The following is a 21,542-nucleotide window of genomic DNA, read 5'->3' on the forward strand; positions in this document are numbered from 1 at the left end:
AATGAAAGAATACCAATATCTGCTTAAGAAAAAAGGAATAAGACAAAGTATGTCAAGGAAGGGGAACTGTTTGGACAACGCGGTCATTGAAAACTTTTTTGGAACGTTAAAATCTGAACTTTTCTATCTTAAAAAGTATAATGATATCAACCAGTTAAAACAAGATATCGAAGAGTATATCTATTACTATAATAACGACAGGATCAAACTAAATCTAAATGGAATGAGCCCGATAAAATATCGAGCTCACCAATGTAATTAATTTTTAACTTGTCCAACCTTTGGGGGTCAGTCCAATTTCAAATCTGGCCTTTTTTATGTGATTACTGCATTATTTGAGAAATAAGTGTTGTTTTTTTTATAAAAAATTGATAAGCTTGTTTAACATTAATCGTTAAAGAGATACCATGCCAATAGAAATTGTAGAAAAGGAACATATTAGTTATTTAAACATCATCAATGCAAAAGAAGATCATACTACTGAATTAAAAACAAAACTTGATGAGGCACAACGGCTGGGTAATGAGTTTAAATCAAAAGCCGTCATTACTTTTAATACTACCATTGGTCCAAAACGTGTTGATACTACAGTTTGGGCTGTTACAGAAAAATATATACAGCTAAAGAATAATATTCATATTCCGTTAAAAAGTTTAATCGATATTGAATTTTAAGCTTGCTTTAAGGAAATAAATCATCCCGCATTTATTTAACCTTATCAGATCATGAGCATGCTCCATAAAATTGCCTTAACATTTATTAAATCTATCGGTCCGGTAACGGCTAAAAATCTTCTTGCCTATTGTGGAAGTGCCGAAAATATATTTTCTGCAAGCAAAAAGCAGCTTTTGCAGATTCCGGGTATTGGAGAGAAAACAATTGAAGCCATTCGTAGTACCGATGCTCTGGTAAGAGCCCGGCAAGAATTAGATTTTATCGAAAAACATGGAATAGAAGTATTGTTTTTCTCTGACGAAAAATATCCTAAAAGGTTAAAAAATTGCATCGATTCGCCAATACTGCTTTATGCCAAAGGTACAGTTGATTTTAACCATCAGCGCATCATCAGCATCGTTGGAACCCGTAATGCAACAAGCTACGGGAAAAATCTCTGTAAAGAATTGTGCGAAGTTTTAGCGCCATACAATGTTTTGATAGTGAGTGGCTTGGCTTATGGTATTGATATAACGGCCCATAAAGAATGCTTGGTAAATAATATTCCTACAGTTGGTGTGCTTGGTCATGGCTTAGATCGGATGTACCCAAAAATTCATAAAACAATTGCTCAAAAAATGGTTCTGAATGGAAGCCTGCTCACCGAATTCCCAACCCTAACCAATCCTGATCGGCCTAATTTTCCACAAAGAAACCGGATTATTGCAGGGCTTGCAGATGCTACCATTGTAGTTGAAGCATCAATAAAGGGAGGTGCCTTAATTACCGCTGAAATTGCAAATTCTTACAATAAAGATGTATATGCTTTTCCGGGTAGAACAAATGATGTTTTTTCGGAAGGCTGTAATTTCCTGATTAAAACCAATAGAGCCGGATTAATAAATAATGCTCATGATCTGATTTATTATTTGGGTTGGGATGATGAGGTAGGAGAAAAGAAAAAGGAGGCGCAAACCACGCTACACCTTAGCCTTACCCCTAACGAACAGCGGGTTGTTGATGCATTACAAAGCGGCCAACTTTCTATAGATGAGCTTTGCATTCAACTGAATATTCAGCAAAGTAAACTGGCGATCGTAATCCTTACATTAGAGATGCAGGGGATTATTGTTTCGCTACCAGGAAAGATATATAAGCTCTTATAAGAAATTGAAATTGCATTTTGCCCAATAATCAATCTATAATGCCTATCATAATTATAGATTATGGAATTAAATTCTTTTAATTTATTATTTTCGGAATTATGTTTTAAATAAAATATAGTTTATAAAATACTTAATGCCATTGCTTAATTTTGCAATATGTGGTACAATAATATTTTAGAAACCATTGGCAACACGCCATTGGTAAAATTAAATACGATAACAAAAGGAGTTCCGGGAACAATTCTGGCGAAAATAGAGACTACTAATCCAGGCAATTCAATTAAAGACCGTATGGCGGTTAAAATGATTGAAGATGCCGAGAAAAGTGGTAAACTAAAACCAGGTGGAACAATTATAGAAGGAACATCCGGAAATACAGGTATGGGCCTGGCTATGGCGGCCATTATTAAAGGTTATAAATGTATTTTTACCACTACTGATAAACAATCGAAAGAAAAAGTTGATGCTTTACGTGCCTTTGGTGCCGAAGTTATCGTTTGTCCTACAAATGTTGAGCCTGAAGATCCCCGTTCTTATTATTCTGTTTCTTCGCGTTTAGAGCGCGAGGTGCCAAATTCATGGAAACCTAATCAGTATGATAATTTAGCGAACTCACAGGCTCATTATGAGCAAACTGGTCCTGAGATATGGGAGCAGACGGAAGGTAAAATTACCCATTTAGTAGTTGGTGTGGGTACTGGTGGAACCATTTCTGGAACGGGAAAATATCTGAAAGAAAAGAATCCGAATATTAAAGTCTGGGGAATTGATACATATGGCTCGGTTTTCAAGAAATATAAAGAAACAGGCATATTTGATAAAGATGAAATTTATCCATACATCACAGAAGGTATTGGCGAAGATTTCCTTCCGGCAAACGTAAATTTTGATGTAATCGACCTATTCGAAAAGGTTACAGATAAAGATGCTGCTTTAATGACACGCGATATTGCGCGTAAAGAAGGTATTTTCGTGGGTAACTCTGCCGGTGCCGCCATTGGCGGATTAATTCAGCTAAAAGATAAACTTAAGCCTGAAGATGTTGTTGTCGTTATTTTTCACGATCATGGCAGTCGTTACATGGGTAAAATGTATAATGAAGATTGGTTACGCGAACGCGGATTTTTACAGGATGAAAAGTTAACTGCTAAATCTATCCTGGCTAAAAAAGAAAGTACAGAGATTGTAACACTTGATGCACAAAAATCGGTGCTTGAGGCCATCAATACAATTAAATCGATGAATATCTCTCAAATTCCGGTAACGCAACAAGGAATGATTGTAGGTAAAATCGCAGAGAGTGATATTTTAAGTGCATTACTTGAAAATCCAGGCTTGAAATCGGCGCCGATTTCAGAAATTATGACAGCTACTTTCCCATTTGTTGATTTGAACACCTCAATTGATAAAATATCTTCATTGATCAATAAAGAAAACTCGGCCGTTTTAGTAGAAGATGAATCAGGAAAGATCGAAATTATCACGCAATACGATATTATTAACGCAATATCAGGGTAATGGTGTAAGGTGGATAATGGCTTAATTCCTGCGATCGTCCTCCTGAACTTGTTTCAGGATCTTTATAGCATGAAAGATGCTGATCCAGAAGTAATCTCTTGGTCGTTACTCTCATTTATTCAGGGTCTTAATGTTAAGACTAATAGATGCTGATCCCGAAGCTTCGGGACAGCATGACGATTTCCCTTAAAAAGTGACCAAAATAAGAACGTCCGGGTAATTATTACCCGGACGTTCTTATTTATGCTATTTTCGCTTTGGGTTTTACCTTAAACCCTATACCTCTAAACCTTCTACCTTAATGACTCGGTGCATCAGCATTTACGCGCTTAATCTGTGCGCCTAAGGCACGCAAACGGGTGTCGATATCCTGATAGCCACGTTCAATCTGTTCGATGTTGTAAATGGTCGATTTGCCTTCAGCAGATAAAGCTGCAATTAACAATGAAACTCCAGCTCTAATGTCAGGAGAAGTCATGCTGATTCCACGAAGTTTATATTTTTTATCAATGCCATTAACGGTTGCGCGGTGTGGGTCGCATAAGATGATTTGAGCACCCATATCGATCAATTTATCCACGAAGAATAAACGGCTTTCGAACATTTTCTGGTGGATTAAAACGTTTCCTTTTGCCTGTGTAGCCACAACCAGAACAATGCTCAATAAATCAGGCGTAAAACCTGGCCAAGGAGAATCGGCAATGGTTAAAATCGAACCATCGATAAAAGTATCGATTTCGTAATGTTTTTGAGAAGGAACATAAATATCATCGCCGCGGCGCTCTAATTTAATACCCAGTTTTTTGAAAACCTCTGGTATTACACCCAGTTCATCATAACAAACATCTTTAATAGTAATTTCTGACTCCGTCATGGCAGCCATACCAATAAAAGAGCCAATTTCGATCATATCTGGCAACATTCTGTGCTCAGTTCCACCTAAAACGCTAACGCCTTCAATGGTCAACAAGTTAGAACCAATGCCCGATATTTTTGCACCCATGCGGTTAAGCATTTTGCAGAGTTGCTGTAAATACGGTTCGCAGGCAGCATTGTATATAGTTGTAGTGCCTTTTGCTAAAACAGCCGCCATTACAATATTTGCGGTTCCGGTTACCGATGCTTCGTCTAATAAAATATATGCACCCTTTAAATTGGTTGCATCTACATTAAAGAAAGCTTTTTTGCTGTCGTAAACGAATTTTGCACCTAATTTTTCGAAACCTATAAAGTGTGTGTCCAGTCTTCTACGGCCAATTTTATCACCGCCAGGTTTGGGGATCGCCGCTTTACCAAAACGTGCCAACAATGGCCCAACAATCATAATCGAACCACGTAAACCACCACCTTTAGCTTTAAAAGTATCAGATTCAAAGAAATTCAAATCAATATTTTTAGCTTCAAAGGTATAAGTGTCTTTATTGATGCGCTCAACAGTAACGCCTAAATCGCCAAGTAACTCAATCAGTTTGTTAACATCCTTAATGTCGGGAATATTACTGATGGTTACTTTCTTTTCAGTAAGCAATACAGCCGATAAAATCTGTAAAGCCTCGTTTTTGGCTCCCTGAGGGGTAATTTCGCCTTTTAATTTAATTCCGCCTGTTATTTCAAATGCGTTCATATTTTTTGTATTTAGTATCAGGTATCAAGTAATAGTGTCGGCCTTAACCTTCCACCTTATGCCTTTTACCCTTCACCTTTAATATTTAGGTTTATTGTTGTTGTTGCGTTGACGGTTATTATTATTGTTGTTATTTTGACGGTTTTTTCCGTTGTTGTTATTATTGTTGCTTCTGCCCCGGTTATTATTGTTGTTATTATTTTGGCGAGGGTTTTGCGCTCTAAATTCTACCTTGGCCAGGTTAACACCTTCATCAAGTGATAACAGTCCGCCGGAAAGATACTTTAAGTCCTTAATAATGGTATCATCACTCACATTATCTTTATTCCAGGTAACATAAGCCATTTTCATAAAATTTGCGATGCTTTGAACCATTGCCTTTTTAATTTCGGCATTTTCCTCGCGCATGGCTTTTTCAATCAAATTCTCAACGGTTTTACCATAGTGTTTATAGGTAATTCTTTGTTGAGGATAGGCCAGAGGCTCTGGTTTAATGTAAGCATTCTCAATTAATGGCTTTGGGTATGGGCTGTCTACATCAATCTGGTAGCCAGAAATAATGTGCAGGTGATCCCAAAGTTTATGCTTAAAATCGGCAACATCACGTAAATGTGGTTGCAAAAAACCCATCAGGTCGATAACCGCCTGGGCATATTTATTACGTTCTTCAATGGTGGGCAATTCGCAGATATACTTCACCATATTTTGTACGTTACGGCCATATTCCGATAAAATCAAATGGCTACGCGTAGTATTATAGTCAAAATTCATGTACAGATAAATTAATGGATAAATTTTCTGGCGATACGAATTATGAAATAACCAGAGGAGTTTAGGTTATGAATTCACCGAAATGTCTATTGCCAGATTTTCGTTTTATATATTCAAAGGTAATAAAATTATTTGATTTGTGATATTCATACCTGATTTAAGATGTTTTAAATTGATGTGATATTTTTTTTAGAAATATTCGTTCAGTAGTTCTTGGCGTATTCAGTCCCGTTATTCGCTATAGCCCCGATAAAGGATCGGGGGCTGCCGCTACTACCGGGTTTATTTTGCGTTAGATTGTGCTTGTCGGGAAAAACCTTTCTAGCGCCAAATGTAGCTAAGCGTTAGAAGTATTTATGCAGTTGGCTAAAGCCAATCTGTAATGAGTTAATGCAAACGCTCAATAATTTCCGTGTAAATCGGTGTTTCCGTGGCAAGTAATTAACTACTTACCTTAATGTTCTTTATCCCTTAATGGTAAAAGCCTTAGACTTCATCACTATTCTTAGGGTAATCAAAAAACACCAATGCTCCTGTTCCTTTGCTTACCATTTGCCACGAATCAAAAGGAAAAGAAATTAACACCATGCCTGCAGTTGGAATGTTATAAATATCGGCATCGCATAACTCGTTCGCAAAATCTGTAAAACCGGGGTTATGACCAAACATCACTACATGGTCTGCGCCATTATTTAATCCGTTAACTACTTTAAGTAGGGCGCTGGTATTGGCTTCGTAAATAGATTCTTCAAATTGGATATGGTCTATATTGTAGGCTTCTGCGAAGTATTTAGCTGTAGATTTGGCTCTTTTCGCCGGGCTACTTACCATCAGATCTAATTTGAAGCCTTTATTAATCAATCTTTCTGCCATTTCTGGTGCATTTTCTTTGCCACGTTTGTTTAACGGTCGATCGAAATCTTTTAAATCTAAATTTCCCCAGTCCGATTTGCCGTGACGAACCAAAAGTAATTGCTTAGCCATTTAATTTCTCTTTAATTTTATCTACTATTGTTTCAGGCTTAATTAAGTCTATACAGTTTTCAACACCGCAAAGGCAGGGTTTGTTTCCATAAATAGAATTTGGCCGGTTAGGGTGATCAATCTGGATGCAGTCGCTTTCCAATTGCCCGTAACCCAAAAAGCCAGCATATGGATGTGTTGGTCCCCAAACTGAAATTACAGGCACACCAACAAGCGATGCCATATGCATGCCGGATGAATCCATACTTAACATTAAATCCAAGTTTGAGATAATGGCAAGCTCTTCCGTTAGGTTAAAATTACCGATTAAATTATGAGCGTTTTTATGCGTTTTCGCCCAGTTTTCGGCGGCTGCCTGTTCTGTTTTACCACCACCAAATATGAAAAGTTCATAACCTAATCCGCTTAACGAGGCAATTACAGCTTCCATTTTTTCTAAAGCATATACTTTATAAACATGTTGCGCAAAAGGGGAGATACCTATTTTTTTTGTCGCTTTATTGGCGAATAAATCTTGTGCATTTGCTGGAATTTCCTGAGGGGATTTATTTATTTTATAACTGAGTTTAACCGCAAATCCCAATTCGCGGAAAACATCTGCATAACGCTCTACCGTTTTTCTGAGGGGTTTAAAAACTTTATTATTGTTACGTGTTAATCTCTTTTTCTCTGCTCTTCCTTTATCTATCCGCCTAATCTTTGTGCCCGTTAAACGGAAGAAAGTAGAAATTGCCCTGCTCCTCAAATTATCATGCAGGTCGGCTATTGCGCTTGGTTTATAACTGCGGAGTTCCTGATAGAGTTTGTATAAACCATCAATTCCTTTATGGACAGTTTTAGGCTCGATAGGGTGAAAGATCAGGTTCGGAATGCGATCAAAAAATGGCTTAAAAGCAGATCTGCTCACCATGATGATCTCTGTATTGGGGTTCTGCTCTGAAAATTCGTGTAAAACAGAGGCTGCCATGGCCACATCGCCCATTGCCGAAAAGCGTAAAACAATAATTTTTTGGGTTAATGCCATGTTTTTATTTACCACAAAGACACAAAAGCACCAAGTTTTTCTTAGTGTTCTTTCGTGTCTTTTGGCATGATTAATCTTTACTTTTCGCTTTAGCCTTTCAGCTTTAGTCTTTAACCTTTATTATACAACACCGGATTTAAACTCGGATCGTTGTACATTTTCATTTGTTTATATACTTTCATGTATTTTTTACCCGCCTCAATATCTGCCAATAATTCATCAATACTGGTTGAAAGATCCTCGCGTTGTGATAACAATACATTTAACTTAGTCTGGCATTGCGCACGGTGCTCGGCTGAGGCACTTTCGCGTTCAGCCTCTTCCTGCATATGGTAAATTTTTAATGCAAGGATAGAAAGTCTGTCTATCGCCCATGCTGGACTTTCTGTATTGATTTTTGCATCTGGCAAAGCCGAAATTCCCTGATAAAGATTTAAGAAATAACCATCAATAAACTCAACCATATCGGTACGTACCTGGTTTTGTGCATCAATACGTCTTTTCCAACTTAAACCTTCAACAGGATCAATCTGAGGGTTACGCACCACATCTTCCATATGCCACTGTGCCGTATCGATCCAGTTTTTAACATAAAAGAGATGCTCTAAACTTTCGGCATCATATGGGTTTTCAACCGGGTGGTCAATATCATCAAACTTATGGTAGTCTGTAATTACTTGATTAAATATGCGGTTGGCAATTTCACTTATCATGGGGCAAAGATATTAAATAGATTGATTTTTCCTGACGGGTTGATTACACAGATTTTAAGATTGCACCGATTTATTTGTTAGATTTAAAACAAGATGACTTCGGGCCTGTTTTCCCTAAACCCTAAACCCTAAACCCTAAACCCTAAACCCTAAACCCTAAACCCTAAACCCTAAACCCTAAACCTTCTTACTATCAAAATACGAAGTAATCTCCTCCAAAGAAAAAGCATTTAAACATTTATCAGCACTTAAACCACCTTTGCGGGCAACTAGAACGCCATAATGCATATCATGGAAACCTTCAGTTCTATGGGCATCTGGATTTACAGAAAGTAATACACCTTTTTCTAAAGCATAACGGTGCCAGCGCCAGTCTAAATCCAAACGTAAGGGATTAGCATTGATTTCGATCACGACCTTATTTGCCGCACAGGCATCAATAATTTTTTTATAATCTATAGGGTATCCGGCTCTGCTTAACAATAAACGGCCAGTTGGGTGTCCTAAAATGGTAGTATATGGGTTTTCAATAGCTTTCAGCAAACGTGCAGTTGCCTTGGCTTCGTCCATGCGTAAATTGCTGTGCACAGAAGCCACTACAAAATCGAATGTTTTTAAAATATCATCCGAATAATCCAATGAGCCATCACTTAAAATGTCGCTCTCAATACCTTTGAAGATTTTAAAGGGAGCGAGTTTTTTATTTAGTTCGTCAATTTCCTGGTGTTGACCAAAAACACGTTGCTCGTTTAAACCTTTCGCATAAACAGCGGTTTTAGAGTGATCGCAGATTCCTAAATACTGAAGATTTAAGTTTTCTTTACAATATACAGCCATTTGCTCCAGGGTGTGTACGCCATCGCTCCAGGTAGAGTGGTTGTGCAAACTGCCTTTTAAATCTTCATATTGGATTAAGGTAGGGAGTTTACCTGCTTTCGCCAGTTCAATTTCATCAAAATCTTCACGAAGTTCAGGAACAATGAAAGATAAACCTGCTTTGCTGTAAATTTCTTCTTCACTTGTAAAAGGGTCATTGCCTGCTAATGCTAAAACCTGCTCTACGTGTTCGGTATTTCCTGTGTGTTTGAACCATTGTAAATAAAATTCAGCTTTTTCAACTGCATAAATTTTTATCCTGAAACCAGCTTCAGTAGTGCAGATGAAAGAATTTTCTGCTTCAACCAGAGAGAGTGCTTCGAAAGCAGGCAAGTTTTGTTTCAGGGTATCAATTTGTTCAGCACCGATCACAATTTCCAGTTCATCGATAATCTCACAGGCGCGGCGGTACTGACCGGCAAAACCCAAAAGTGCACTGTTGTCAATTTTTCCAGTCCAATCAGCAAGCTGTGTAAATAAAGTTTTGGCAAAACCTTCAACCTGCGCATATAAAAACCGTCCATTGGCCGCGAGTTTAAATTCGATTGCATTCTTAATTTCTTCCTGGGTTTTTAAACCGAAACCTTTGGCTTCAATTAAGCGGTTTTCGTTACAGGCATAATACAATTCACCAATACTTTCTATTCCTAAGGTACGCCAGATAATGAATATTTTTTTCGGTCCGATGCCCTTTATGGCCAGCATTTCTACTACACCTTCGGGCGTTTTTTCTCGAATTTCGTTAAGCTCTTTTAATTCTCCTGTTTGTAGAAGTTCAATGATTTTGGAAGCCAGTCCTTTACCGATACCTTCAATTTTATCCAGCTCATCTAAAGGTTTATCCTTTAATGCAAAAGGCAGTTTATCTACTTTAAAATAAGCGTTTGCAATAGATTTAATTTTGAAGGGATTTTCTTCATGCAGTTCCATAAGCTGCGATAAAAGGCGTAAGGTGCGGGCGATGGTCTTGTTTTCCATAAGGGGTAAAATTAGGAAATAATGCCTCAAATCCTTCTTGTGCTCATAAAATTAAAACACAAATTTATTAATTGTTGTTTTACAATCATGAAATCTATAAAATTAGCCCTCTTGGGATTAAGTATGAGTGTAGCCGCTTGTCAATCTGCCAGTAAAACAGATCACGATACCGATTCAATAAGTAATTTAGCATCAGCCCCAGCACAAAATGTTGATGAGCGCTTCCTGGTTGTCGCCGGTCGGTCGATTGGAGAAATTGCGCTTGGAGAGGATATGGAAGAGGTTGGTGAAAAATTAGGCAGGCCAAATGCCGGCGATGCCGCAATGGGAAAAGCCTGGGGAATTTGGTACAGTGACGATTCTACCGCGAAACACCGCAACGAAATTGCGGTATATTCTTCTTATCGGGATACCAGTATGCGTATAAAAGATGTAAAACAGATTAGAATTACCTCCAATAAGTTTAAAACAAAGGATGGCCTGGCTACTGGTGGCACTTTGGAAGATGCGAAATTGAAGTTCCCAACCATTGAAAAACTTTCTGCTTATTTAAATGAAGATAAAGATACCGTTACGGTTTACGATGCCAAAAAAGATGGAATTGGCTTTGAATTTTTAAAAGGGAAAAGTATTTCCTTAACGGTTCATCAGGTGAATATTCCGGTTAATGCGACTTATCTTACTTTGCACCCGGAGTGGAAGTTAATAGAGTAGAAAGAAGAAAGTGAAATAAAATGTATGGTCTAAAGGTCTTTCAATCCATTCTTAATTTGATTATCATTTTTTAAGGAAAAAACTAACACTTATTTTTTTTGGCGTTACCCAAGCTACGCAAGGGGCGGGCTTTTCAGGGCTTCGCTTCGCTCCGGTACCGATGAAAATCGGTACTGAACCCTTCCAATCCCTAACGCAAACCCAGAGTGAAATAAACTTTAATATTAAACCTTGCAGGTTTTAGAACACTACAAGGTTTAATTATTATTTAATAACTGCTTCAAATGGCATTCTGGCCTGAATGCCTGAACTTGCAATTACCTTTTTCATTTGTTGGTAAAGCATATAGTTATCGCCAAGTTCTTGTTTGGTGTAATAGGTTTTAATCCTGTCTGTACCCTCATCCATTAACGATTTCCATGGATCAATTACATCTGGATATTCTACAACCTTATAATTTTTTAATTTAGCCTTTTTAGCGGCTGCCTTAATGGCATCGTTAAAACTTCCAATTCTATCAGCCAAACCAATTTGAACGGCATCTGTACCGATCCAAACGTGGCCACCGCCAATGCTATCAATATATGCTTTGCTTTTCTTTCTGCCATCTGCCACACGGCTTACAAAACCGCTATAAATTCTGTTCAGTTCATTTTGGATAATGAATCTTTCTCCTGCAGTCATAGGGCGGTTAGTGGCCATAATATCTGCGTATTTACCGGTTTTAACGCCGTCAAATGTAATTCCCAGTTTGTTGGTCATTAAATTTTGGAAGTTCGGGATAATACCGAATACACCGATCGAGCCTGTAATGGTATTTGGTTGCACAAAGATACTGTCGGCAGCGCAACCAATGTAATAACCGCCTGAAGCGGCAACATCGCCAAACGATGCAATAACTGGTTTTTCTTTTTTGGTCAATACAATTTCTCTCCAGATCACATCCGAAGCAAGTGCGCTACCTCCGGGTGAGTTCACACGTAAAACCACCGCTTTAATGTTGTCATCCAATCGTGCTTTTCTAATTGCCCTGGAAATACGTTCCGAACCGATCTGGTTGTCAGAACCTTCGCCGCCATTAATTTCGCCATTGGCATAAATTACGGCTACTTTATCTTTTCCTTCGCCAGTATCTGTATTGTTTTTGGCATAATCGTTAATCGTAACCGAACGGATATTTTCACCCCTGGTTCTTCCAGACAATCCCTTCAGCTCTTCTAAAATCTGATCTTTATATTTCAGGGCATCGATCATTTTAAAGTTTACGGCATCTTGTGGCTGTTGTACTTTGTAATTATCGGCAATGTTATAAAGACTATCTTTTCGAATGTTTCTGCTTTGTGCAATATCGGTTAGGAAGGTATTGTATAAACCACCAACATAAGCTGTAACCTGTTTGCGGTTATAATCGCTCATTTTATCCAAAATAAAAGGCTCTACAGCACTTTTATAGTTCCCTACACGGATAACCTGCATTTCTACACCAACTTTTTCTAAAGTTCCTTTAAAGAAAGTTAATTCAGAACTAAAACCTTTAAATTCTAAAGCGCCTTCGGGATTTAAATATACTTTGTCGGCAACTGAAGCTAAATAATAAGCACCCTGCGTATACACTTCGCTGTAAGCGATAATTTTTTTGTGAGATTTTTTGAAATCGATCAACGCATTCCTAACCTCGCGCAAGGTTGCAAAACCCGCATTCGGACTGCTCACATTCAGGTAGATGCATTTAATATTATCATCTGTTTTGGCCTTTTGTACCGCTTTTAAGAAATCGTTTAAGCCAATGCCATCTTTTTCTTCACCGCCAACAATTGGCAGGTTTCCGAATGGATTTTTTGGTGTACGTTCTGTAATGGCCTGGTCTAAATTTAGGAATAGTACCGAATTGTTAGACACAATGACGGTTTTGTCGCTATCAATAGAAGATATTAGACCCACAACAACTACGAAGCAGATCACAAATACAATTACTATTGATAAGAAAAAGCCCAGCATAGAGGCAAATAAATACTTAAAGAATTCTCTCATTTAAATGTTTTAATTTTGTGTTGTAAAGATATAAAAATACATGATGCTTAATAAAGCTTTAGAGTGCAGCACGGCTTATTTGTTACTGGGTGGAAATTTAGGCGATAGGGAGGGGAATTTGAAAAAAGCCATCGAACTATTGAACAATAAAATTGGTAATGTGATAGCCATCTCATCTCTTTATGAAACCGCTGCGTGGGGAAAAACCGACCAACCTGCTTTTTTAAATCAAGCTGTAAGTTTACAAACCCGTTTAACGGCACTTGAAGTTTTAGACTGTGCATTAAGTATCGAACAGGAACTGGGCAGGGTAAGAAAAGATAAATGGGGAGAACGGTTAATTGATATCGATCTGATCCTTTTTGGAGATGAAATTATCAATATTCCGGATAAACTTCAGGTACCTCACCCCCATATGCAGGATAGAAAATTTGTAATGGAGCCTTTGGCTGAGATTGCACCAGGGGTGATACATCCACTGTTGGGCGAAACGATGCTTGATATTTGCAGAAATATTACAGATCCGCTTGAGGTTAAAAAACTTTAATATATCAAGTTTCTAATGTCTGCAGGGGCGACCAAGGTGCTGTGAATTTTCCTTGCCTTATCAAGGCTGTTAAGTTAATTAGTTGTCAGTCAGAGTGTAGTCAAAGACTTTCAGCGATTTATGAATCTAAAGACAGATGCCCTTAGACTACTCTACCATTGACAGCCTTCAATAGGATGGTCGTCATTCCCGCGCAGGCGGGAATCTTAAAGCTTATTGCATTACGATTCCCAATCAAGTTGGGAATGACGATTCCATACAATATATTATATCCCTTAAGGTAACTTATTTGGAGTTGCACCCCTAAAATGCAATACCGATAAAGCAATATACAGTACCAGTACAAAAGGAATTGCTGCAAATTTTAGAAAAGCAATTAATATAGCCGATAGGATGAGGAAGATAAATTTGATTTTATTTTTCGCCCAGCTTAAATCGCTGAATTTTAAAGAGAATATTTTGATTTCGCTCACCAGTAAAAAACTTGTAATTGCTGTAATGGCAATCAATAAAATGCTGGAAGCAATAATCTGTGGATAATCGTTGGCAATAAAAGGCAGAGAACAGATAAACAAAGTATTCATAGGCGTATTCAAACCAATAAAATCTTCTGTTTGCCTTGTATCGTTGTTAAATTTGGCCAGTCTAAGTGCCGAAAAAATAGTAATGATAAATCCAAGATAAGGAAGGTATTCAGATGAATAATCGCTTGCCTTTAATAAGTGAAACATGATTACTCCCGGTAAGAACCCAAAACTTACCATATCTGCCAAAGAATCAAGATCTTTTCCAATTGCCGATTTTACATTTAATAAACGCGCAACCATACCGTCAAAAAAATCGAAAATTCCAGAGAAAATAACAAAATAGGCTGCGGTTTCTAGATTGCCTTTAAATGCAAAAACGATTCCGATACAACCTGAAAAAAGGTTTGCACAGGTAATCGCATTAGGGAGATGCTTTTTCATGAGGTATAGGGTATAAGGTTTAAGGTGTAAGGTTTAGGCATCCAAATAGGGACCTTAAGCCTTACACCTTTTGCCTTCCAGCCTTAAACTAGCTGTTCATCGAAATTAAGAACTCTTCGTTACTTTTTGTTCCTTTTATTTGAGATTGAACAAATTCCATCGCCTCTTGACTATTCATATCAGCAAGGTGGTTACGTAAAATCCATACACGTTGCAAAATATCTCTATCTAATAATAAATCATCGCGACGGGTACTTGAAGCCGTAATATCAATTGCAGGGAAGATACGTTTGTTAGATAATTTACGGTCTAATTGTAACTCCATGTTACCTGTACCTTTAAATTCTTCGAAGATAACTTCATCCATTTTAGAACCTGTATCGGTTAACGCGGTAGCTAAAATGGTTAAAGAACCACCATTTTCGATGTTACGTGCCGCACCGAAGAAACGTTTTGGCTTATGTAGTGCGTTTGCATCAACACCACCTGATAATATCTTACCTGATGCCGGTGCTGTTGTATTATAAGCTCTGGCCAAACGTGTAATCGAATCTAAAAGGATTACCACATCATGTCCGCTTTCTACCAAACGTTTCGATTTCTCTAAAACAATATTGGCAATTTTAACATGGCGCTCGGCCGGTTCATCAAAAGTAGAGGCAATTACCTCTGCTCTTACACTACGGGCCATATCGGTAACCTCTTCCGGGCGCTCATCAATTAATAAGATAATTAAATAAACTTCAGGGTGGTTTTTAGCAATTGCGTTCGCAACCTCTTTAAGCAGGTTTGTTTTACCTGTTTTTGGTTGAGCTACAATTAAACCACGCTGCCCTTTACCAATTGGTGTAAATAAATCCATAATACGGGTAGAGTAGTTGCTGTTGTCCGTAAATAAATTTAATTTTTCTGTTGGAAAAAGTGGAGTCAGATAATCGAAAGGAACACGGTCGCGAACCTCAGCAGGAATTCTGCCGTTAATGGTTTCTACACGAACCAGTGGGAAATATTTTTCGCCTTCTTTTGGCGGACGGATACTACCTTTTACAGTATCACCGGTTTTTAAACCAAAAAGTTTTATCTGAGACTGCGATACATAAATATCATCAGGAGAAGTTAAATAGTTGTAATCTGCAGAGCGCAAGAAACCGTAACCATCAGGCATAATTTCTAAAACACCCTCATTTGTAATTACGTTATCGAAATCTAAGTTGGAGTAACTGTTTTCGTTTTTGTGGTGATTGCCACCGCCTGGTTGTTTTTGCTGGCGGTTTTCGTCACGCTGTGGTTTTTCCTGCTTTTCTTTAGGCTCTTGTTTTTGTTTCGGAGCTGCCGGAAGTACTTCTGCACTTTCTTCTATTAAAGCTGAGATTGGTTTTACACTTTCTTCAGATTCAATAATTCTGTCCGGTTGTCTTTCTGGCTGTTGATGGTGTTGAGGCTCGTCAAATAACGTTACAGCATCTCTTCTTCTTTCAATTGGTGCTGCAGGCTCATCTTTCGTTAACCTTGCTCTTTTTTTAACAGGCTTGTCGGCTGTAGTAGCTGGTTTTTCAGCTACCACTGTAGAAGCGGCTGCAGCAGCTGTGGCAACTTTTGGTGCTTTTGCAGCTTTGGTTTTAGGTGCAGGAGTAGCTGCAATAGGTTCGATTTCGCTATAAGGGTCTGCACCGGCTTTAGCAGCATTTATAATTTCTTGTTGGTGTAAAAGTACTTCAACAAGGTCGATTTTTCTTAGGGAGTCGGCACCTTCAATGCCATAGCTTTTTGCTAGCTCACGTAATTCTGTTGTGAGCTTATCATTTAATTCTGTTTTACTAAACATTCTAAATATATATGTTTCAAGAAATTTTTCATTTGTTTATAACGGATGTTTTCTGTTATAAATCTACACAGGCTTAAATATATTTGTGTTAGTGTAGGCCTGGCTTTTCATTGTGTATAAATTCTTAAGGCTATAAAACATTAAATGAGTTCATTATGGAAAATGCTCAAATTGTTTCATAATTGTTTACAAGCTGAATAAAAAGCAAAATGTGCTTTCAAAAAATGGTAACAAAAAACAAGTCTTGATAAATTTTTCTGGGATATTCAGATAAACGGTTGAGAAATTATGTTGCAATTGTATGTATTTGAAACGTAATCTGCAAGCAAAAGTTTAAAATGTTTATAAAAATAATTAATGTGAGCATTATTTTGTCGCTCAGAAAACTTAAAAATCTTCATATTTGCAGCAAATAAGCCCATATATGACAAAGCAACAACTTTTCGAGCAGATACAAAAAAAACGTTCATTTTTATGTGTCGGATTAGATTCTTCGTTAGATAAGATACCAAAACACTTATTGAAGTATGAAAATCCTATTCTGGAATTCAATAAACAGATTATTGATGCCACAAAAGATTTATGTGTAGCTTATAAACCCAATACTGCTTTTTACGAGTGTTATGGAAAGAAGGGATGGGAAACTTTGATCGAAACCTGGAAATATATTCCTCAGAACATTTTTTCTATTGCCGATGCAAAACGTGGCGATATTGGCAATACTTCTGCCATGTATGCCGAAACGTTTTTCAATGCCGCATCATCAGATATGAGTTTCGATTCGGTTACTGTTGCACCTTATATGGGGAGCGATTCGGTAACACCGTTTTTAACTTTTAAAGATAAATGGGTAATTCTTTTGGCTTTAACCTCGAATGCTGGTCATGCCGATTTTCAATTGCAGGAAATTGGCGAAGATAAACTTTTCGAAAAAGTGCTTAAAACATCGCAAACCTGGGCTACGGATGAACAGATGATGTATGTGGTAGGCGCAACCCGTGGCGCAGCTTTTGGTGATGTACGTAAATTAGCGCCGAATCACTTTCTTTTAGTGCCAGGTGTTGGCGCACAGGGAGGAGATTTAAATGAAGTGTGCAGGTATGGCCTAAATTCACAATGCGGTTTGCTGATTAATTCTTCGAGAGGCATTATCTATGCCAGCCAGGGAGAAGATTTTGCAGAAAAGGCCAGGGAAGAAGCGTCGAAACTTCAAAAAGAAATGGAGCAGATCTTAGTTAAGGCTGATCTTGTTTAGGTAAATATTTTTTGTTTTCCACTAAGGCCCCAAAGGAAGTTACCTGTTTTCAAATGAATGTCACTTGGTTTAAAACTTTGTGCCCTTTGCGCGGAACTTGGTGTTCTTTGCGGTTAAAATCTTTGTGGTTAAAAAATGCTCATGAAATCAAAAATAGATCTTAAACTCATACTCGCCCTATTTGGTGTGGCCTTGATATGGGGCACAACATATTTGGGAATACGGGTGGCTGTAGAAAGTATTCCGGCCTGGTATGTAACAGCCATTCGTCAATCGGTTGCTTCGATAATTATATTGGTTCTGTTAATTAAACAGCAGGAATTAAAATGGATTGGATGGCCGAGCTTTAAACGACAGATCTTATTGTCTATTTTAATGGTGGTAATTGCCAACGGCATGACAACCGTTGCCGAAAAGACTATTCCAAGTGGATTGGCCTCCTTAATTAATGCCACTTCTCCATTGCTCGTGTTTCTCGGCTGTGTATTTCTAGGGATTCAGAAGGCAAGCTTAAAGGGATTTATTGGCGTTTTTATCGGGTTTTTAGGTATTATTTTTATTTTTAGAGATGGTTTGAATGATTTGCTTGAACCAGGTTACCGAAATGGGATTTTATCATTGGTAATTGCGGTTTCAGGTTGGACAATCGGCACCATTTATTCGAAGAAACATAGCGGTAAACCTCAATATATTTTCTTAAATCTATTTTACCAGTTTGTGTTTTCGGCCATTATTCAGTTGGGTCTAGCAATGGTGTTTTCTGGCAAGGCTGATGTGAATTCCTGGAAAACAGAAAGCATATTTGCCACAGTTTATTTGGCTGTGTTCGGGTCTGTTTTGGGTTATTTCTGTTATCATTATGCCCTAAAAAAGGTTTCGGCATCCGAAGTTTCTATCTTAACTTACTTCAACACCATTATTGCCGTATTTTTAGGTTGGTTAATTTTAAATGAAAAGGTGGGTATAGACTTAGTAGTTGCAACCGTTTTAATTATCGCAGGGGTTTTTATTACCAATTATAAAAAGAAGGCTGAAGTTAAAGTGACTTAATCTTAGGGCTGTATTGTAATTAAGACTATAGTATAAATTTTGGGCGACAAAATATGTAATTGTTTATAACTTTTCAGAATAATTCATTACCTTGAAGAATGAATTTTCCAGAAGATTTTCTTCATTATGTATGGCAATTCAGGTCGTTTGATTATAGCGGACTGCAAACTATCGCTGGAGAAAACTTGAAAATTATAAATCCAGGCTTGCTAAACAAAAATGCCGGCCCGGATTTTTTTAACGCGAAAATCGAAATTGACAATACCACATGGGCTGGTAATGTAGAAATTCATCTCCGGTCGTCAGATTGGTTAAAGCACAGTCATCAGATTAATTCCGCCTACGAAAATGTAGTCTTACACGTTGTTTATGAGCATGATGCAGAAATAAAAAGAATAGACAATACGGTTTTGCCCGTTTTGGAATTAAAACACCGTATCTCTACCGATCTTATCAAAAAATACGAAAACCTATTTCTCACATTAACTGATTTTCCTTGCATTGCACAAATTGGAACAGTAGATCAATTAATTGTCGATTCTTTTTTATCAAGAACCTTAATAGAGCGTTTCGAGGAAAAAACGAATGCTGTTACAGAAACCTTAAACGAATTAAATGGGAATTGGGATGAGACTTTCTACCGTTTCCTGGCGCGTAATTTTGGATTCAAAATAAATGCCCTGCCTTTTGAGTTGTTTGCCAAAGCCGTTTCGCAGCATATTTACGCCAAGCATAAAAATAACCCAAACCAAATTGAAGCACTGGTTTTTGGTGCCGCTGGTTTTTTAAATGATCAGTTTGAAGAGGAGTACCCAAAAAAGCTAAAGGCCGAATTCCAGTTTCTTCGAAAGAAATACAATATTAACCCTATAGAGGTTTCGATGTGGAAATTTATGCGGATGAGGCCGCAAAACTTTCCTACGATCAGGTTGGCGCAATTTGCAGCGTTAATTGTAAAAGCCAACCATCTTTTTTCTAAAATTATGGAAATCAAAGATATAGCTCAATTACATGCTTTGTTTGAAAACCTACCGGTAAACGATTACTGGAAAACACATTATCATTTTAAAAAAGAAACTTCTGGTGTAAATACACAAATTGGGAAAACATCCGTTGATAATGTTTTGTTAAATACGGTTGCTCTGTTTTTATTTGCGTATGGTAAACACACAGGCACACAATATTACATTAGCAGGGCGATAAAATTGTTGGAGCGTTTGCCAGCTGAGCAAAATGCCATTACAGATAAATTTACCGGGGCAGGAGTGAAGATGGATCATGCATTTGCTTCGCAAGGAATTTTGCAGCTGAAAAAGCAATACTGCGATGAGAAAAAATGTCTATATTGTGGTATTGGAATTAAAATTTTAAAGCAGGCCTAACCAGATGCTTATTTCAAACAAAACTTTCTACACTATAATCTGTTTTTAAATTATGGAATTTCCACACGAGCTAAAAGAACTATATCCCAATCAGATTATTGAGGTTAGGGGTAATGCCGATGCCTTAACTGTTATTTTAAATAAAGATGTCGATATCCATAAATTTAAGGCAGAACTGATCAAAAAGTTTTCAGGACTGGAAGAACAACAAACGCTTTTTATTAAACACGAAGATAAACAGGATTTCGAAAAATTGGTTTTGGAATAATTGGGATCGGATATGCTATTGAAATTTAACCGATTATTATAGCTAAATTAGATTTTGGAAATCAAATTATGATTTCGGTTTCCAATGATTTTATCTTGTGGTATTGTTATTAAGATTTTTAAAATAAGCTTAAAATGTTCCAAAGAATTATAACCTATTTTGAACAACAGAGTTTTGGTGTTTCTACTTATTTGGCTAACAAGTTGAACATGAGCACGGCGAAAGTCCGTTTATTTTTTATTTATTCGTCGTTTTTAGCGGTAGGTTTTCCAATATTGTTCTATTTTTTAGCAGCTGTTGTGCTCGATATCAGAACGTATATGAAAAGAATGCGGCTCCGGATATGGGAATAGTTCAGTTTTCAATTGGCAGTATTCAGTTGGCAGTATTTAATTAACTCAACTGAAAATTGTGAGCTACAAACTGAACTAATCATCGTCTCTTAAAATCTCTGCAATTTCGTTAAAACCTTTTTCGGCGGCTAGATCAGCGGGGAGTTTTCCACCTTCCATGCGTAAAGAAACTTCTGCTCCGTGTTCTAACAATAAAATAATCAACTCTATATTTCCTAATTGTGCAGCGGTATGTAAGGGGGCTAATCCTGCTTTCTGACAAACATTCGGATAGGCACCGGCATCTAACAGCATTTTAGTAATATTGAAATTATTAGCGGCAACTGCCGAATGGATAGGGAATACATTAAACCCATTTTTCGATGGCAGGTTAACATCCGCACCTTTTAAAACTAAAAAACGGGCAAGATCTTCATGTCCGAAATAACAGGCTAAACCTAGTGGTGTAAATCCATCTTCCGAAAATTCATTAATACTATTAGGCCTTTGAAATATTAATTGCGATGCCGCATCAAATTTGCCCACTGCACAAGCTTCGAACAAGGTTAGGTCATCTACAAATTCAGCAATTAAATCAGCGATTTCCTGTTTTTTATAATAACAGGCCAATAACAATGGCGAAATGTGATGAGAAGTATCAATATTTGCCAATTTTGGATTTTCAACCAAAATTTCTTTTACTGCTTGTAAATTTCCAGCCTCAATTTGCTCTTCGAGTTGCGCTATGCCCATAATATTGTTTCAAAAATCGCTTTAAATTAACAAAAATTAAGAAATTGTAAACTTTAATGCCTAAATATATATAGTGTAAGGCAAATTAGCAAAAATCAAAACCTGTAAG

21 protein-coding genes are annotated in these 21,542 nt (G+C 37.4%); 11 read left to right on the forward strand and 10 right to left on the reverse strand.

From position 1 onward, the window contains the following. The 4 genes from EYS08_RS05725 to EYS08_RS05740 all read left to right on the forward strand — a co-directional run. Positions 1-262 (forward strand): IS3 family transposase (locus EYS08_RS05725; protein WP_131029031.1); only part of this gene is annotated, 262 nt, incomplete at its 5' end. A gap of 145 nt (positions 263-407) precedes the next feature. Next, a complete protein-coding gene (locus EYS08_RS05730) occupies positions 408-674 on the forward strand; it encodes a hypothetical protein (protein ID WP_131029032.1) in 267 nt (88 codons plus the stop codon). Positions 675-725: 51 nt separating this feature from the next. Continuing rightward, a complete protein-coding gene (gene dprA / locus EYS08_RS05735) occupies positions 726-1,820 on the forward strand; it encodes a DNA-processing protein DprA (RefSeq protein ID WP_131029034.1) in 1,095 nt (364 codons plus the stop codon). Between the two features lie 156 nt (positions 1,821-1,976). Beyond that, positions 1,977-3,338 (forward strand): pyridoxal-phosphate dependent enzyme, encoded by a 1,362-nt coding sequence (locus EYS08_RS05740; protein WP_029277167.1) that lies wholly within the window; start codon positions 1,977-1,979, stop codon positions 3,336-3,338. 298 nt (positions 3,339-3,636) lie between these two features. On the opposite strand, the gene murA is transcribed toward EYS08_RS05740, so the two are convergent. From murA to EYS08_RS05770, 6 genes are all read right to left on the reverse strand, one after another. Continuing rightward, a complete protein-coding gene (gene murA / locus EYS08_RS05745) occupies positions 3,637-4,962 on the reverse strand; it encodes a UDP-N-acetylglucosamine 1-carboxyvinyltransferase (protein WP_131029036.1) in 1,326 nt (441 codons plus the stop codon). Between the two features lie 78 nt (positions 4,963-5,040). Next, a complete protein-coding gene (locus EYS08_RS05750) occupies positions 5,041-5,733 on the reverse strand; it encodes a DUF4290 domain-containing protein (protein ID WP_131029038.1) in 693 nt (230 codons plus the stop codon). Positions 5,734-6,219: 486 nt separating this feature from the next. Beyond that, complete coding sequence (locus EYS08_RS05755) at positions 6,220-6,717, reverse strand: SixA phosphatase family protein (protein ID WP_131029040.1); 498 nt, start codon at positions 6,715-6,717, stop codon at positions 6,220-6,222. Continuing rightward, positions 6,710-7,741 (reverse strand): glycosyltransferase family 9 protein, encoded by a 1,032-nt coding sequence (locus EYS08_RS05760; protein WP_131029042.1) that lies wholly within the window; start codon positions 7,739-7,741, stop codon positions 6,710-6,712. The genes EYS08_RS05755 and EYS08_RS05760 overlap by 8 nt, the downstream gene beginning before the upstream one ends. A gap of 110 nt (positions 7,742-7,851) precedes the next feature. After that, positions 7,852-8,454: a DUF4254 domain-containing protein gene (locus EYS08_RS05765; protein WP_131029044.1), complete on the reverse strand. Its 603-nt coding sequence runs from the start codon at positions 8,452-8,454 to the stop codon at positions 7,852-7,854. A gap of 177 nt (positions 8,455-8,631) precedes the next feature. After that, on the reverse strand, positions 8,632-10,308 hold the full coding sequence (locus tag EYS08_RS05770; protein ID WP_131029045.1) for a helix-hairpin-helix domain-containing protein: 1,677 nt from the start codon (positions 10,306-10,308) through the stop codon (positions 8,632-8,634). 87 nt (positions 10,309-10,395) lie between these two features. Between EYS08_RS05770 and EYS08_RS05775 the strand changes: the two genes are divergently transcribed. Further along, positions 10,396-11,022, forward strand: coding sequence for a hypothetical protein (locus tag EYS08_RS05775; RefSeq protein WP_131029048.1), 627 nt, complete (start codon positions 10,396-10,398; stop codon positions 11,020-11,022). Between the two features lie 264 nt (positions 11,023-11,286). Here the strand turns inward: EYS08_RS05775 and sppA are convergent, their stop codons facing one another. Beyond that, positions 11,287-13,053 (reverse strand): signal peptide peptidase SppA, encoded by a 1,767-nt coding sequence (gene sppA, locus EYS08_RS05780; protein WP_131029050.1) that lies wholly within the window; start codon positions 13,051-13,053, stop codon positions 11,287-11,289. Positions 13,054-13,093: 40 nt separating this feature from the next. On the opposite strand from sppA, the gene folK reads away from it, so the two are divergent. Then, the gene (gene folK, locus EYS08_RS05785; RefSeq protein WP_131029052.1) at positions 13,094-13,600 is read left to right on the forward strand and encodes a 2-amino-4-hydroxy-6-hydroxymethyldihydropteridine diphosphokinase; all 507 of its coding nucleotides are present in this window, start codon (positions 13,094-13,096) and stop codon (positions 13,598-13,600) included. Positions 13,601-13,875: 275 nt separating this feature from the next. On the opposite strand, the gene pssA is transcribed toward folK, so the two are convergent. Next, positions 13,876-14,568 carry a CDP-diacylglycerol--serine O-phosphatidyltransferase gene (gene pssA, locus EYS08_RS05790; RefSeq protein WP_131029054.1) on the reverse strand — a complete coding sequence of 231 codons (693 nt, stop codon included), beginning with the start codon at positions 14,566-14,568 and terminating at the stop codon, positions 13,876-13,878. Between the two features lie 88 nt (positions 14,569-14,656). Next, positions 14,657-16,393: a transcription termination factor Rho gene (rho, locus tag EYS08_RS05795; RefSeq protein ID WP_131029055.1), complete on the reverse strand. Its 1,737-nt coding sequence runs from the start codon at positions 16,391-16,393 to the stop codon at positions 14,657-14,659. Positions 16,394-16,817: 424 nt separating this feature from the next. Between rho and pyrF the strand changes: the two genes are divergently transcribed. From pyrF to EYS08_RS05820, 5 genes are all read left to right on the forward strand, one after another. After that, a complete protein-coding gene (gene pyrF, locus EYS08_RS05800; RefSeq protein ID WP_131029057.1) occupies positions 16,818-17,648 on the forward strand; it encodes an orotidine-5'-phosphate decarboxylase in 831 nt (276 codons plus the stop codon). A gap of 141 nt (positions 17,649-17,789) precedes the next feature. Further along, on the forward strand, positions 17,790-18,698 hold the full coding sequence (locus EYS08_RS05805) for a DMT family transporter (protein WP_131029060.1): 909 nt from the start codon (positions 17,790-17,792) through the stop codon (positions 18,696-18,698). A gap of 98 nt (positions 18,699-18,796) precedes the next feature. Then, the gene (locus EYS08_RS05810) at positions 18,797-20,080 is read left to right on the forward strand and encodes a DUF2851 family protein (protein ID WP_131029062.1); all 1,284 of its coding nucleotides are present in this window, start codon (positions 18,797-18,799) and stop codon (positions 20,078-20,080) included. Between the two features lie 52 nt (positions 20,081-20,132). Continuing rightward, a complete protein-coding gene (locus EYS08_RS05815; protein ID WP_029277138.1) occupies positions 20,133-20,348 on the forward strand; it encodes a hypothetical protein in 216 nt (71 codons plus the stop codon). A 134-nt stretch (positions 20,349-20,482) separates the two neighbouring features. Continuing rightward, the gene (locus tag EYS08_RS05820; RefSeq protein WP_029277136.1) at positions 20,483-20,701 is read left to right on the forward strand and encodes a PspC domain-containing protein; all 219 of its coding nucleotides are present in this window, start codon (positions 20,483-20,485) and stop codon (positions 20,699-20,701) included. A gap of 75 nt (positions 20,702-20,776) precedes the next feature. On the opposite strand, the gene EYS08_RS05825 is transcribed toward EYS08_RS05820, so the two are convergent. Next, on the reverse strand, positions 20,777-21,433 hold the full coding sequence (locus EYS08_RS05825) for an ankyrin repeat domain-containing protein (RefSeq protein ID WP_131029064.1): 657 nt from the start codon (positions 21,431-21,433) through the stop codon (positions 20,777-20,779). Positions 21,434-21,542: the final 109 nt, after the last annotated feature.

This window comes from Pedobacter kyonggii (assembly GCF_004310665.1).
Taxonomy (GTDB): domain Bacteria; phylum Bacteroidota; class Bacteroidia; order Sphingobacteriales; family Sphingobacteriaceae; genus Pedobacter; species Pedobacter kyonggii.

Excerpts from the sequence above, each read along its gene's own strand:
- EYS08_RS05730 (WP_131029032.1), top strand. The coding sequence starts at position 408 with ATGCCAATAGAAATTGTAGAAAAGGAACATATTAGTTATTTAAACATC.
- dprA (WP_131029034.1), top strand. The coding sequence starts at position 726 with ATGAGCATGCTCCATAAAATTGCCTTAACATTTATTAAATCTATCGGT.
- EYS08_RS05740 (WP_029277167.1), top strand. The coding sequence starts at position 1,977 with ATGTGGTACAATAATATTTTAGAAACCATTGGCAACACGCCATTGGTA.
- murA (WP_131029036.1), bottom strand. The coding sequence starts at position 4,962 with ATGAACGCATTTGAAATAACAGGCGGAATTAAATTAAAAGGCGAAATT.
- EYS08_RS05750 (WP_131029038.1), bottom strand. The coding sequence starts at position 5,733 with ATGAATTTTGACTATAATACTACGCGTAGCCATTTGATTTTATCGGAA.
- EYS08_RS05755 (WP_131029040.1), bottom strand. The coding sequence starts at position 6,717 with ATGGCTAAGCAATTACTTTTGGTTCGTCACGGCAAATCGGACTGGGGA.
- EYS08_RS05760 (WP_131029042.1), bottom strand. The coding sequence starts at position 7,741 with ATGGCATTAACCCAAAAAATTATTGTTTTACGCTTTTCGGCAATGGGC.
- EYS08_RS05765 (WP_131029044.1), bottom strand. The coding sequence starts at position 8,454 with ATGATAAGTGAAATTGCCAACCGCATATTTAATCAAGTAATTACAGAC.
- EYS08_RS05770 (WP_131029045.1), bottom strand. The coding sequence starts at position 10,308 with ATGGAAAACAAGACCATCGCCCGCACCTTACGCCTTTTATCGCAGCTT.
- EYS08_RS05775 (WP_131029048.1), top strand. The coding sequence starts at position 10,396 with ATGAAATCTATAAAATTAGCCCTCTTGGGATTAAGTATGAGTGTAGCC.
- sppA (WP_131029050.1), bottom strand. The coding sequence starts at position 13,053 with ATGAGAGAATTCTTTAAGTATTTATTTGCCTCTATGCTGGGCTTTTTC.
- folK (WP_131029052.1), top strand. The coding sequence starts at position 13,094 with ATGATGCTTAATAAAGCTTTAGAGTGCAGCACGGCTTATTTGTTACTG.
- pssA (WP_131029054.1), bottom strand. The coding sequence starts at position 14,568 with ATGAAAAAGCATCTCCCTAATGCGATTACCTGTGCAAACCTTTTTTCA.
- rho (WP_131029055.1), bottom strand. The coding sequence starts at position 16,393 with ATGTTTAGTAAAACAGAATTAAATGATAAGCTCACAACAGAATTACGT.
- pyrF (WP_131029057.1), top strand. The coding sequence starts at position 16,818 with ATGACAAAGCAACAACTTTTCGAGCAGATACAAAAAAAACGTTCATTT.
- EYS08_RS05805 (WP_131029060.1), top strand. The coding sequence starts at position 17,790 with ATGAAATCAAAAATAGATCTTAAACTCATACTCGCCCTATTTGGTGTG.
- EYS08_RS05810 (WP_131029062.1), top strand. The coding sequence starts at position 18,797 with ATGAATTTTCCAGAAGATTTTCTTCATTATGTATGGCAATTCAGGTCG.
- EYS08_RS05815 (WP_029277138.1), top strand. The coding sequence starts at position 20,133 with ATGGAATTTCCACACGAGCTAAAAGAACTATATCCCAATCAGATTATT.
- EYS08_RS05820 (WP_029277136.1), top strand. The coding sequence starts at position 20,483 with ATGTTCCAAAGAATTATAACCTATTTTGAACAACAGAGTTTTGGTGTT.
- EYS08_RS05825 (WP_131029064.1), bottom strand. The coding sequence starts at position 21,433 with ATGGGCATAGCGCAACTCGAAGAGCAAATTGAGGCTGGAAATTTACAA.